This is a genomic window from Nocardia amamiensis NBRC 102102, from assembly GCF_001612745.1.
GTDB lineage: Bacteria > Actinomycetota > Actinomycetes > Mycobacteriales > Mycobacteriaceae > Nocardia > Nocardia amamiensis.
This window is the reverse complement of record NZ_BDBA01000129.1, coordinates 1-12254: the sequence shown is the minus strand read 5'-3', so window position 1 is coordinate 12254 and position 12254 is coordinate 1. Positions and strand designations below refer to the sequence as shown.

The 12254-nt window shown below is 66.8% G+C and carries 12 protein-coding genes; 5 read left to right on the top strand and 7 right to left on the bottom strand.

Features of this window, described 5'->3' with window-relative positions; translation table 11 throughout:
* Nucleotides 1-210: 210 nt before the first annotated feature.
* Both NA4_RS23295 and NA4_RS23290 read right to left on the bottom strand, forming a co-directional pair.
* Entirely contained in the window at nucleotides 211-1560 is a 1350-nt protein-coding gene (locus tag NA4_RS23295; RefSeq protein ID WP_067473829.1) for a serine hydrolase domain-containing protein, read from the bottom strand.
* A 321-nt stretch (nucleotides 1561-1881) separates the two neighbouring features.
* Entirely contained in the window at nucleotides 1882-3141 is a 1260-nt protein-coding gene (locus NA4_RS23290; RefSeq protein WP_067473884.1) for an APC family permease, read from the bottom strand.
* Between the two features lie 161 nt (nucleotides 3142-3302).
* On the opposite strand from NA4_RS23290, the gene NA4_RS23285 reads away from it, so the two are divergent.
* Nucleotides 3303-3728, top strand: coding sequence for a hypothetical protein (locus NA4_RS23285; RefSeq protein ID WP_067473826.1), 426 nt, complete (start codon nucleotides 3303-3305; stop codon nucleotides 3726-3728).
* Nucleotides 3729-3811: 83 nt separating this feature from the next.
* On the opposite strand, the gene NA4_RS23280 is transcribed toward NA4_RS23285, so the two are convergent.
* Both NA4_RS23280 and NA4_RS23275 read right to left on the bottom strand, forming a co-directional pair.
* Complete coding sequence (locus NA4_RS23280; protein WP_067473823.1) at nucleotides 3812-4813, bottom strand: DUF2332 domain-containing protein; 1002 nt, start codon at nucleotides 4811-4813, stop codon at nucleotides 3812-3814.
* A gap of 196 nt (nucleotides 4814-5009) precedes the next feature.
* Nucleotides 5010-5429: a nitroreductase family deazaflavin-dependent oxidoreductase gene (locus NA4_RS23275; RefSeq protein ID WP_067473820.1), complete on the bottom strand. Its 420-nt coding sequence runs from the start codon at nucleotides 5427-5429 to the stop codon at nucleotides 5010-5012.
* Nucleotides 5430-5514: 85 nt separating this feature from the next.
* Between NA4_RS23275 and NA4_RS23270 the strand changes: the two genes are divergently transcribed.
* Nucleotides 5515-6093 (top strand): TetR/AcrR family transcriptional regulator, encoded by a 579-nt coding sequence (locus tag NA4_RS23270; protein WP_067473817.1) that lies wholly within the window; start codon nucleotides 5515-5517, stop codon nucleotides 6091-6093.
* A 302-nt stretch (nucleotides 6094-6395) separates the two neighbouring features.
* Here the strand turns inward: NA4_RS23270 and NA4_RS23265 are convergent, their stop codons facing one another.
* Nucleotides 6396-6791, bottom strand: coding sequence for a VOC family protein (locus tag NA4_RS23265; RefSeq protein ID WP_067473814.1), 396 nt, complete (start codon nucleotides 6789-6791; stop codon nucleotides 6396-6398).
* Between the two features lie 573 nt (nucleotides 6792-7364).
* Between NA4_RS23265 and NA4_RS40670 the strand changes: the two genes are divergently transcribed.
* Genes NA4_RS40670 through NA4_RS23255 form a run of 3 tightly spaced genes read left to right on the top strand, consistent with a single transcriptional unit; the run spans nucleotide 7365 to nucleotide 9523 of the window.
* A complete protein-coding gene (locus NA4_RS40670) occupies nucleotides 7365-7598 on the top strand; it encodes a hypothetical protein (protein ID WP_157129249.1) in 234 nt (77 codons plus the stop codon).
* A 49-nt stretch (nucleotides 7599-7647) separates the two neighbouring features.
* Nucleotides 7648-8874 (top strand): cytochrome P450, encoded by a 1227-nt coding sequence (locus NA4_RS23260; RefSeq protein ID WP_067473811.1) that lies wholly within the window; start codon nucleotides 7648-7650, stop codon nucleotides 8872-8874.
* A gap of 58 nt (nucleotides 8875-8932) precedes the next feature.
* Nucleotides 8933-9523, top strand: a complete 591-nt coding sequence (locus NA4_RS23255; protein ID WP_067473809.1) for a TetR/AcrR family transcriptional regulator — start codon at nucleotides 8933-8935, stop codon at nucleotides 9521-9523.
* Between the two features lie 303 nt (nucleotides 9524-9826).
* Here NA4_RS23255 and NA4_RS23250 read toward each other — a convergent pair whose 3' ends face one another.
* On the bottom strand, nucleotides 9827-11044 hold the full coding sequence (locus tag NA4_RS23250) for an FAD-dependent monooxygenase (RefSeq protein WP_245671556.1): 1218 nt from the start codon (nucleotides 11042-11044) through the stop codon (nucleotides 9827-9829).
* Nucleotides 11045-11220: 176 nt separating this feature from the next.
* The coding region (locus NA4_RS23245) for an allophanate hydrolase-related protein (protein WP_245671555.1) at nucleotides 11221-12254 on the bottom strand (1034 nt) is incomplete at its 5' end.

Genomic DNA, 12254 nt, shown 5'->3' with positions numbered 1-12254 from the left:
CAGTAGTCAAAATGTTGTGCAGCATTCCCAGCAAAACCTCGATGAGCACTCGGGATCCTTTCGTACGCGGCGTCTTTCGTCGACCTCGGCAAGTCTTCCAAGACTCGAATTCCCCGACAAGTAAGGTGTGCCCAGTTGTGGGAGCGCCGAACTGACCTCGATCTTTCGCCGCGGCGTTATTTGGTACGGACGCGCCCGAGCTTTTCCCGCTCAGCGGATGCCCGGAGTGCGCGGGTCCGGCCCGAGGCAGGCCACGATGGCGCAGCCCGGCGGGGTGTCCGCGAATGGCGGCTCCAACGGGTAATTCAGGCAGGCGAAGACGTTGCAGCCTGGATAGGCGGCGGGCCCGATGCCGAAGACCGCGATCAGGATGTCGTTGTCGACGAAACGGCGGGGGTCCAGCCGCACCGGTGGCTCGATGTAGGGGCCGGGGTCGGGGACCGGCCGCTCGTCGAACGCGTCGAATACTTTGCGGAAGAATTCGTAGGGCAGTTCCTGGGTGTTCTGGATGACCCCGCTCACTCCCTGGCTGCTGACGTTTCCGAAGACGCCGGTCCACACCACGGTGAGATCCAGACTCGGAATGATGAAGACGTTCTGCATTCCGAGACCCGCCATCAGGTAGACGTCGCGGGGCAGGAAATCCGCGGTCTCGGCGCACCCGGGCCCGAGCCAGAACAGGTATCCGTAGCACCGGTTCGTGGGCGAGGGTGTGCGCGCTTTCCGCAGGTATTCGGCGGAGACGATCCGCTGGCCGCCCCACTGTCCGTTGTTGCTCACCAGCAGGCCGAGCTTGGCGAAATCCTTCGGCGGAATCATCAGGTGTGCGTAGCCGTAGGTGTGTCCGGACCGGTCGCGGGCCCAGTAGTAGTCGCCGCGCTGAATGCCGAGCGGATCGAACAATTCACGCTGCGCGAACTGTTGCAGTGGTTCACCCACAGCGAGCTCGATCACGTAAGCCAGAAGGTCGACATTGCGCTGGCTGTAGGTGAAGACCGTGCCCGGCGGATTGTCCAGCGGCACACCGAGCGCCTGCACCGCGCTGTTCGGATCGATCGGGATCACGCCGGTGATGCCCTCGGTCACCACCCCGACTCGCATGCCCGACGTCTCGGTGAGCAAATCCTCCACGGTGATCGACCGGTGCGCGGGACCGCCGAGCCCGGCGGGCAGATACCGGTCGATCGGTGCGTCGAGTTCGAGTGTGCCTTGGTCCCAGGCGATTCCGGCGAGCACGGAGACGATGCTCTTGGTCGAGCTCCAGATGTTCCACGCGACGTTGTCGGTCTGATGGTTCGTCAGCCCCTCGCCGATCAGGCAGTTGTGCCGGAACACCTGCACGTTGAATCGGTTTCGCCCGGAGGCGAAGCGCAGCGCTTCGTGCAGCCGCCCGGAATCCAACCCGACCTGCTCCGGCGCCGCCCGCTCCAGGTCACGGCCCGACGTGACGGCGCACCGCACCTGATCGCCGGGCGCGGCATGCGCGCTCCCGGCGAGCAGATTGCCCGCCACCAGCGAAACCGCAACGAGCCCCGCCAGGAATCCACCGAAACGCCCCATGTGCAAGAGGCTAGCGCTCCCGGGCGTCATCGCACGCTCAACAGGCGGGCCATCGTCAACCTCGCGATCATCTCTGCCAGTTATCGGGGGCTGTGCCGAATCGAGCAGCGGGTCGGTGCCGCGACGAGACCCGTCGTGGCCCCATCGACATAACCCGTCCGGGCGGATCAGCAGCGCCGCAGCGGGGGACGTCCGCGGCGGTGGCGGCCATGATGTCGAGCTATCCGGCGGTGCCGCCCACCGAGCCGGTGAGATCCACGAGTACCGGTCGTTCCTGCCGCAGCAACTCGGCGACTCGGCGTGCCCACTGCCGCAGCGCGGTCACACGCTTCCTGGTCCCTGCGAACGGGACCCGGCACGCAGCGTGTACAGCGCCGCGCCGAGGGCGAGTGTGCCGAGTCCGGCCAGGATGGAGCCAAAGGGCAACGAGAATCCGACGATGACGCAACCCGCCGCGCCGACGACGGGAATCCAGCGGGGCGGGCGGTTCTCGTCGACCGTCAGGGTCGCGGCGGAGATATTTGCGATCAGGTAGTAGCCGAGGACCGTGAACGAGGAGAACCCGATCGCCGCACGCAGATCGAAGATCGCGGCGACCACCGCGACGACCGCGCCGACCACGAGCTCCGCACGATGCGGCACTCCGAAGCGCGGATGCACCGCGGCCAGCGCACCCGGCAGATGGCGATCCCGCGCCATGGCGAGCACCGTGCGAGAAACACCGAGGATCAACGCCAGCAGCGATCCGGCTGCTGCGAGCACCGCGCCGATACGCACCACCGGCGCGGCCGCCGGGACACCCGCCGCGGTGACCACTCGCGCCAGCGGGTCGGTCGCCTGAGCCAGTCCGGCGGACCCGAGCACACTCAGCGCCGCGACCGCCACCAGTGCGTAGACCGCGAGAGCGAGTCCGAGCGCGATCAGGACAGCGCGCGGAATGGTCCGCTCCGGCTCGCGCACCTCCTCGCCGAGGGTGGCGATGCGGGCGTATCCCGCGAAGGCGAAGAACAGCAGACCGGCCGCCGTGAGAACGTCGCGCGGACCGATCCGGTTGGGCAAGGCCGTTGCCGCTGAGTGCGTTCCGAAGAACCCGGCGACGACCACCACCGCGAGCACCGCGAGCACCACCGCGACGAGCACCCTGGTGGCCAACGCCGATTTCTGCACCCCGGTGTAGTTGATCGCGGTGATCGCCACCACCGCGCCGACCGCCACCGCATGCGCCTGCTCAGGCCAGGCGTAACTACCGACCGTCAACGCCATCGCCGCGCATGAGGCAGTCTTTCCCACGACGAATCCCCACCCGGCGAGGTAGCCCCAGAACGGGCCGAGCCGCTCCCGCCCATACACGTACGTTCCCCCGGACACCGGATACCGCGCCGCCAGCCGCGCCGACGACATCGCATTGCAGTACGCGAGCAGTGCCGCCACCGCGAGCGCGAGCAGCAACCAGCTCCCGGCCGAGGCGGCCGCAGGCGCCAACGCCGCGAAGATGCCCGCCCCGATCATCGCCCCGAGCCCGATGATCACCGAATCGGTGAGCCCGAGCCTGCGGTGCAAGGTCCCATCGTGCGCCGCCATGAGCGTCATCCTTCCGCACTCTCGTCGCCGACGCAGGGCGGCCTCGGCTCCGCGAAGTCCACACGAGCTCGGTCGGACGGAGCGGGCTCCGTATGGTGTCAGCCGAGTACGCTCGTCGAGTGATCGCGTGTGACGGGCTGTGCACTTGTCCTCTCGACACGATGGAACTGCGCGCCTTTCTGTGGAGATGCTTCGAACTCCCGGAGTCGGACATCTTCGTCAGCAGCGACGACCTTGCAGATGAGGCACTCCAGGATTTCCACCGGGATGGGCCGTTCCCGGTCTTCTGCACATATCGGCCGGTCGGTGGAGACTTCGCGGCTGCGTTCTCGCTCAGTGCCGATCCGCCACTATCCGGACCGGATGCGCCGGACAGCCAAGGATTCGTCGTCCTGCTCGCAGCACAGATCGGCTGCGACATCCTGTGCAGCTTCGGCGACGAGCCGCAGCCGTGGTTGTGGACACTCACCCGATCCGATGGCGCCCGCGTGATCGTCCATCTCGCGGAAGAGTTCGACGGATTCGACGGTGAGCCTCCATGCGCTTGCGAATACGCCCATCGCAAGGTCGTGTATCCCAAGTCGTGAACCCATCGGATGACCCCCAACGGATCTTCCGATTCTCCGGAAGCTACCGATCCCGGGTAGCCGTCGAGATGTCGGCCATCACGTTATTCTTTCGGCCCGATTGCGCGGCAATCAGATCGACTGTGTGCGAACCAGTCCAGAGTCTGGCCGTGTGGGCTCGTGTAGGCCAGAGGCACCCCGTCGAGTGCCAGCACGAACTGCGCGGTATCGCGTTGAACGGGCATGGGCAAGTCATGCCCGCTCGACGGCAGTACCGATCTGCCTTCGTTGGAGATCCAGCGGCACGGCAGAGTACGAACGGTTTCTTCGAATCGGATGCGGGAGGATGGCTCGAGGTAGGTCAGCACAGCACCGTGGAATACGACCACTGTGGAGTCTGCTGGTGCCGCGTGAACCAGATCCGCGATCCTGGCGTTCAAATCGCCCGCGACCAGGACGGGTGGAGATGTTCTGGCAATACTCGCCGCCGCCCGCAGGCGGCGCAGGCGATCGTCCTGCCCCGGCCAAATCAGGGTTTCGAGCCAGCGCAGGTCGTCATCGTCAGTGACGCGTAAGGGATTCAGGTCCACACCCAAGCGCTGGACGACTGTCGGCAGGGCGTCCGGCAATGGAACCCCGCCCGTAGTGACACAGTTGAGCTCAACCGGCGACGGGCCGTCGGCCGGATGCAGGATGGGCCCGCTGTCATACCGGTAGCTGAACCGGTCGGGATACAAGCACAGGCCGGCGGAGGCACCGACTTCGATCAATGTCAGCGGGCCGGGAAGACGGGCCAAGATCGGCAAAAGCACGGCCATGCGACCGGCCTCGTTGGTTTGCGTGCTGTGGGTCAGGGCCACCTCGTAGACCTGGGCCCAGTGTGTGACCAGCCATTCACGGAAGTGCGAATATGGCCCCTCGGCGGCGCCACGGAACCGTGCGGCTGCGAGAACCAGGTTCGGTTGCCGTTTGGCCGGCGGCAGCTGATCGATCAAAGCCAGGACAGTGGTATCAGCCGCGATGCCGAGACCCCATTCCCGGTAGCACGCTGAGTAGCCGCCGACCTCTAGTTCGGCGAACCTTCGATACCGGTCAGCGGTCTCCACGATCTAGTCATACCTCGGTGTGACGGGTTCCCATAGCGCCGGTATGGCTTTGGCCCTGCCTGCCACTGCCGGCGCCGAGCTGCCGGACGCCACGCCAGCGCCGCGACTTTGGGCGACGTTCCACAAACGGCTATCGGATCGCTCGAAGCGACGAAGGCTGCCCGATGGTGTCCGGACGTGGACGAAAGCTTGGAGTTCAGCGGCGGATGGATGGGAGTGTCGGTGTATCCAGTTCTCGCATCACCTCGACGCTGAGGAACTCGGGAGCTTTGATCACCTTGCGGAGCATGAAGCGGATGAACTCGGGCATGTCGGTGGCGTTCTGGTCCCGGTAGACGCGGGGCGTGCCGACCTCGTAGTGCCTGCGTCTGGTTTGTAGTTCGCAGCCGTCAGCGGTGAGAACATTGCGCACCCAGTCTGCGTTCGAGCCGTACGTCAGTGCAATCACGTAGCCATCTCCGCGGCGGAATGCCCACAGCGGTGTCCGGAAGATTTTGCCCGACTTGCGCCCGCGGTGGATCACCACCGCCCACCCCGGTGCCCACGGGGCGATGAACTTGGTGACTCGATTGAGCCCGATCTTGTTGGCTCGGGCGATCCATCGTGGAGCCGGCATTGAAAAACTCCTCACTCGTTGAGTTCTCTGTCGAGCCTAAGCGGGGCGAAGCAAGAAAGTCAACGGCTGTAGAATTTCGAGCACTATGCCTCCGCTGGGACGACGACCGGGCAAGACCGACACCCGAGATGTGCTCGTGGCGACCGCGCGCCGCAAGTTCGCCGAATCCGGTTATGACAAGACGACCGTGCGGGACATCGCGGCTGCGGCCGGAGTCGACCCGGCACTGATCCGGCACTATTTCGGCAACAAGGCGGAACTGTTTCGCGCCACGATGGGATGGCCGTTCGAGCCCGCCGACCTCGCCGCGCGGATCATCGACGGTGCGAGCGGAAAGATCGGTGACCGGCTGACGCGGGTGTTCTTCGAGGCGTGGGAACAGCCGGAATCACGTGGCCCGCTGCTGGCGATCCTGCGGGGGGCGGCGACCCATGAGGAATCAGCCGGCCTGGTGCGGCAGTTCATCCAGGGCCAGCTGTACCCGCAGCTCGCCTCCGCCCTTGCCGGTCCTGATGCCGAACTCAGGATCGATCTGGCGATGGCCCAACTGCTCGGTATCGCCTACCTCCGCCATGTCCTGAAGGTTGAGCCGATCGCCTCGGAATCGGTCGAGGAGCTGATCGCGCGGGTCGCGCCCGTGGTCGCGACGCATCTGGCCGGCTAGTCGCCACTGTGCGCGGCGGCGTTCCTGCACCGGCGGGAATCCACTGGTGAAGAAACGCCGCCAGGTCGCGAAACCTGACGGCGTTCAGCTGTCGGACGCCACGCCAACGTCACGACTCGGGTCGACGTCCCACAAGCGCCTCTCGGCGAGTGGTCGCTCGAAGCGACGAAGGGTGCGGCCCGGGGCTGTCCGGACGCCGACAGGGAGCTTCAACGACCGGTCGCCGCAACCTATTCCGCCGCGAATTCGTGATGCGCGCCACAACCCGTTCGGCGACGGCGCTGGTCGTGGACCGGCGGGTACTACTCGTTCCGCGCGTGCGTAGCCACGGCCGCCGCGGACGCCCTGGCGACGTCCATGTCGATCTCCTGGATCTGCAGCGTCACGCCGTCCGGATCGACGACCCGCAGGCTGCGACCGAAGTCCTCGTCGAAGATTTCGTAGTCGTAGCCTTGCTCGCGCAGTCGGCTCGCGACCACTTCCAGCTTCTCGTCGGTCGCGAACCCGAGTTCGACCGATCCGGCCGGACGTCCCTTCGACACCCTGAAGTCGTGCAGTCCGACTGCCCCGGCATCGGCCGAAAGCTGCGCCCAGACATCGACACTCGCATCGGAGTCGAACGCGAGCCCGAGACCGGCGTAGAACTTACGGCACGCTTCCACATCCGAGACGTACCTGATGGGCAGCACGGTCAGCATTTCTCACTCCTTCTTGGAACGGTTGCGACCGAGTGTGGACCGACGCCACACGCTGCGGCCGTTTCCGCGGAGGATGCGCTGGGATCCGACACGTAACGCGGCTGATATGACGGATTCCGTCATGGCGGAGACGGATCGTGGTCGTCGCCATACGGGCGGGTCGGAACGGTGGCCCGAGTAAATGGGTTCACGCATGAGACAAACCGAGGGCGACACCTGTCGGCGAAGTCTTCGAGCGGAAGCTATGCGACGTTGTAGTAGACCTGGCCGGGCGGGACGGCCAGGTTCGTTCATTTACAGCAAGCCCCACCAGTAGAGCAGGCTGGCCAGAATCCAGACCAACACGGTTTCCATCGTCGCTCCCAATCTTCTTCGCGCACTTGTCTCTATCATCCCGCGATTGCGGCGGTGCGGCAGGAGCTTGCCACGTCACCACTTGGTAACGCTCCGCTACCTGCGGATTTGATCTTGCAAGGTGTTCTTAAGGGTGCGCCAAGCCCGCGCTTGCATTCTTGGTCTCGCGGGGAGGCAAGCCACCGGGGGCGGGAACCAGGGAGCGACCTGTCTCGAGGGGTGACAGGTCGGGCCTCGGAGGTGGTGTCCGCCGGGCCGGTCTACGAGGGGTGGCCGGCCCGGTGGGCATGGGGTGCGGAGCGGTCGCTCGCGCTGGCTCTTCCTGGAGCTGACCGGCACCGAACTCGGTCGTTGCTGCTGCCGAAGGTAACCCAACGGGTGTGCGGCACCGAACCCGACTTGGGGAAGGGGATCGCCGGGCCGGTTGTGTGGGTGATCGGCCCGGCCGACTGATCTGAAACCTGTTCTAGACAGTTTTCATATTTTGTCTTACCGTCGATACATGGTGAACGTTGCGTATCGGGCGGCTCCCGTTTTCGAACTTCGTTCCGGCCCCACCTGGGCGTCGCCGTGGGAGATGTACGCCGCGCTGCGCGAGCAGGACCCGGTGCATCACGTCGTACCGGCCGCGCGACCGGAGAACGACTACTGGGTGCTCACCCGGCACGAGCACGTGTACGCGGCGGCGCGCGACAGCGAGACGTACTCCTCGCGCGACGGGCTCACTGTGGAATACGGCGAACTCGATGAACTCGGTCTCACCGACAATCCGCCGCTGGTGATGCAGGACCCGCCGCAGCACACCGACTTTCGCAAACTGGTCGGCCGCGGGTTCACGCCGCGCCAAGTGGAGGAGGTCGAACCGGTGGTCCGCCGATTCGTGCGCGACCGGCTGGACGACATGGCGAGCCAAGGCGGCGGCGACATCGTCGCGCAGCTGTTCAAGCCGCTGCCCAGCATGGTCGTCGCGCACTACCTCGGCGTGCCCGGGCAGGACCGGGCGAGGTTCGACGGGTGGACCGACGCCGTCGTCGCGGGCAGCATCGACCGGACGAACACCCGAGCCCAAGCGGCGTCGGCGGAGATGATGGGCTACTTCGCCGAGCTGATCGAACGCCGCCGCACCGATCCCGGAGACGACACCGTGTCCCTGCTCGTTCGAGCGGGGATGGCCGCCGACGACGCGGACGTGCGTGGACTGGTCCAAATCCTGGCCTACACCTGGACCATGGTGGCGGGCGGAAACGACACCACGACGGGTCTGCTGGGCGGCGCGGTGCAACTGCTGCAACAGCATCCGGACCAGCGCGCCGCCCTCGCCGCCGACCCGGACCGGATTCGGGTCGCGGTGGAGGAGTTCGCCCGGCTGACCTCGCCGGTGCAGGGGCTGGCGCGGACCGCGACGCGCGATGTGGAGCTGGCCGGAAAGACAGTGCCCGCCGGGCGCAAGGTTCTGCTGGTGTTCGGGTCCGCCAACCGGGACGAGCAGGCGTTCGGTCCGAATGCCGCCACCCTCGACATCGACCGGAATCCGCAGCGCATCCTCACGTTCGGGCATGGGCCGCACCACTGCCTCGGCGCGGCCGCCGCCCGGATGCAAGCCCGCGTCGCGCTCGAGGAACTGCTCGACCGGTTCCCCGAGTACGTGGTCGACATCGGCGCGGTCGAGTACGCGAACGGTCCCTATGTCCGCAGGCCGACCACCCTCCCGTTCCGGTGCACGGCATGAGCGGTCAGGCGCGGAGTGTGACCGCAGTGCGCTCCGAGCGCGCCGGAAAGGACTCCGTATGAGTGGCGACTGGCTGGCCGACGGCCGCGCCGAGCTGGCCGGTGAGCGCATCCTCGACGCGGTCCGCGCGCTGTTCATCGACAAAGGGGTCAGCGGGGTAGGGATGGCCGAAGTAGCGGATGCAGCAGGCTGTTCCAGGGCGACGCTGTACCGCTACTTCGACAATCGACAAGCGCTCTACGTGGCCTTCGCCGCGCGCGAGGCGCGTCAACTGGTTGACCGGGTATGGCGGGAACGGGCTGTTTCGGCGAACGCAAAGCCGGAGGAGCAGCTGCTCGATACGTTGACCGCGCTGATCGACGAGGTGCGCAAGACGCCGCATCTGGCGGTCTGGTTCGAACCGGCTAACGCGGGAATCGTTGCCCAGCTGGCGAATTCGCCAGGCGTGGTCGACGCGCTCGCCACGGAGTTCGTCGCCGGGTTCCGTCCTGAACTGCCCGCGCCCGCGGCCAAGCGTGTGGGCCAATGGGTGGTGCGTGCGATGGTATCGCTGCTGACTTTGCCCGGCGCGGGGGAAGACGAGGAACGTTCCCTACTGCGCACCTTCGTGCTGCCTTTCTTGCTCGACGGTCGAACGGTGATCGACTGACGAGGCGACGGTCGCCCGACGGAGCGGTGATCGACTGACAGGGCGGTGAGGTGGCGCGCGAAGTCGCTGTCGTGCAGGGCATTCCCCTCGATCCGTTCGAGTGCCCGCTCATGGACTGCGAGACGCCGAGGCCGCCTCGTCGTTCTGCGCGCCGTGCGTCTCGACCCCGGGATACCCCCGGTCCGCGTGGCGATTCCATCTTGGCCTGAGGCCGGCTCGGCACCTGGTTACGGTGTGTCATTCCGATGCTCCGGCCGACATGCCGTTCACCGGAGCCGCGCGGGACTCCGGTCGACAACGCGTCTAGACAGTCACCCTCGAGTAGTCGGGCAGGTCATAGGACTCGGTCTTGCTGAGCATTCGCATCATGACCGGCCGCATCGCCTTCGACATCATCAGTTTGCTGAACAGATGCCCTGCGCGAATGCCGAAGGCGGTCTTGGGCGTCATGGCGTGCAGCCCGCCCGGCTGCAACTGCTGCGCAATTTTCACGAAGGGGCGCAGCACCTCTTCGTAGCGGGCCAAGCCGCGTTCCGGCTCGGCGGCGTGCGCGGCGATTTCACCGGCGAGGACATACGCGCCGACCAGCGCCATGGCCGTCCCCTGGCCGGTCAGCGGCGAGCCGCAGTAGCCCGCGTCGCCGAGCAGCACCACCCGGCCCTGGACCCAGCTCGGCATGTCGATGCGTGCCAGCTCGTCGAAGTAGAAGTCCGGTGCGTCGGCCATCGCCGAGGCGATGCGGGCCGCCTCCCAGCCGCCGCCGGCCAATCGCTCGCGAATGAACTGCTGCTGCGCTTCGGCATCCCGGCGCAGTGCGGAATTCGCCTCGGCGCGGATCACGACGAGCGCTTTGCACGTGCTGGGGTCGGCATCGGGCCGCATGCCCAGCCCCGTGGCGCCGACCAGCGAGTGCATCGAAAACCAATGCGGCTCCAGGTCTTCTGGACGCGGAAGGGTGCAGAAGGACATGTATCCGCCGAGGTAGGTGGCGAACTGCTCCTCTGGGCCGAACACCATGCGCCGGGTCGCGGAGTGCAATCCGTCCGCACCGATCACGATGTCGAATCGGTCGGTGGCACCGGAGGCGAATGTCACGTCGACACCTGCGTCGTCTTGCTCGATCGCGGTGACCCACTCGCCGTAGCGGTAGTCGACGCCGCGCTCGGCGGCGAGCAGATCGAGCAGTACCTGATTGAGGTCCCCTCGGCTGATCTCGACTTCGGCGACCCCGCCCTTGCCTTCGAAGAGCTCCGCGGGCATGCGCAGGATCTCCCGCCCTTTACTGTCGACGTACTTCATGCCGCGCTCGTCGAGCTGGTGATCGCGGATACCCGGCATCATCCCCATCCGCTCGGCCACCTCCCGGCTCGGCCCGCGCAGGTCGACGGCCTGCCCGCCGGGCCGCGGCGCCACTGCCCGCTCCACAACGGTGATCTGTATCCCCGACCGGAGCAGTTGCAACGCAACGGCATTCCCGCCGATGCCGCCCCCGGCGACGAGCACTCGGAACTGGCTACTCACGGACTTGACACTCATAACTACCTCGGCTCCCACTACGTTGCCCAAACGTCTCAGACATATGTCTAACACTCGCTAGTACATTTGTCTAGCACAAACGTCTAAATCTGCGGGCATGCAATCGAGTGGCACACGGCTGCGGGAGACTCCACCACCATGTGCCACTCGGGGAGAAGGGATTATTGGAGGTAGGTTCGCCAGCTGGCGTAGGGGGTGATGTCGGTGGCAGTGCGCGCGGCGTCGTGGGTGCAGGTGAAGCCGATCGCGGTGCGGTTGTCGGCTAGGTCGATGCTGGTCAGGGCCATGGGGGCGGGGAGGTCGGCGAGGAAGCGGCCGAGGCCGGCCTCCGAGACGCGGAAGAGTTCTCCCGCGATCGGTGCGCCGAGACCGGGTCCGTGGCGGACCAGGCCCGGCTTGGGCGGTGTCGTGGCCAGCGCGGTGAGGCGGTAGGCGTCGGTGGTCCGGATCTCGCCCAGGAAGCGGGCGCCGAGCTGCTCGAGCTGGAAGTGCAGCGGTTGCCCGCGCAGGTGCGCGCCGAAGACGGCGAGGTCGACGCCCCGATCGACCAGCAGCGGGGCGTTCTCGCCGCCGAGCAGGCGAGCGGCCAGGTCTACGGCAACTTGGTCGGCGAAGGCCGGAGTTACCAGCATGACGCCGAACGGCGCGCCGTCGGCGGTCGGTGCGCCCGGGATGGCGACGGCGGCCATATCGAGCAGATTGCAGAAGTTGGTGTAGGTGCCCATCCGCCGGTTGATCCCGATCGGATCTGCTTGCACCGCAGCGATACTGGGGTGTTCGGTGGTGGTGGGCAGCAGCAAGGCGTCGAAGCCGTGCAGCAGCTCGGCGGCTGCCGCTTTGGCGTGGGCGAGCGCGTCGAGGTCGGCTGCGAACGCGGGGCCGGTCTTGTCCCGCGCCGCGCCGATAATGGCGGCGACCGTGGGGTCGGCGCCTGCCGGTGCGGTGTCCAGGAACGCGCCGACCGCCGCGTACCGTTCCGCGACGATCCCGCCGTCGTAGAGCAGCAGCGCGGCGTCGAGCAGGACGGAGATGTCGATCTCTTCGGTTTTCGCGCCCGTCTCGGCGACCCCGGCGACAGTGCGGGTGAACGCCTCCCGATACGGCTCGCTGAGCGCGGCCAAGTCCTCGGCGCGCGGCACCGCGATGCGCGGCGCGAGCGGAGCGGACAGCCGGACGTCGGCGGGCCAGGTCCGGC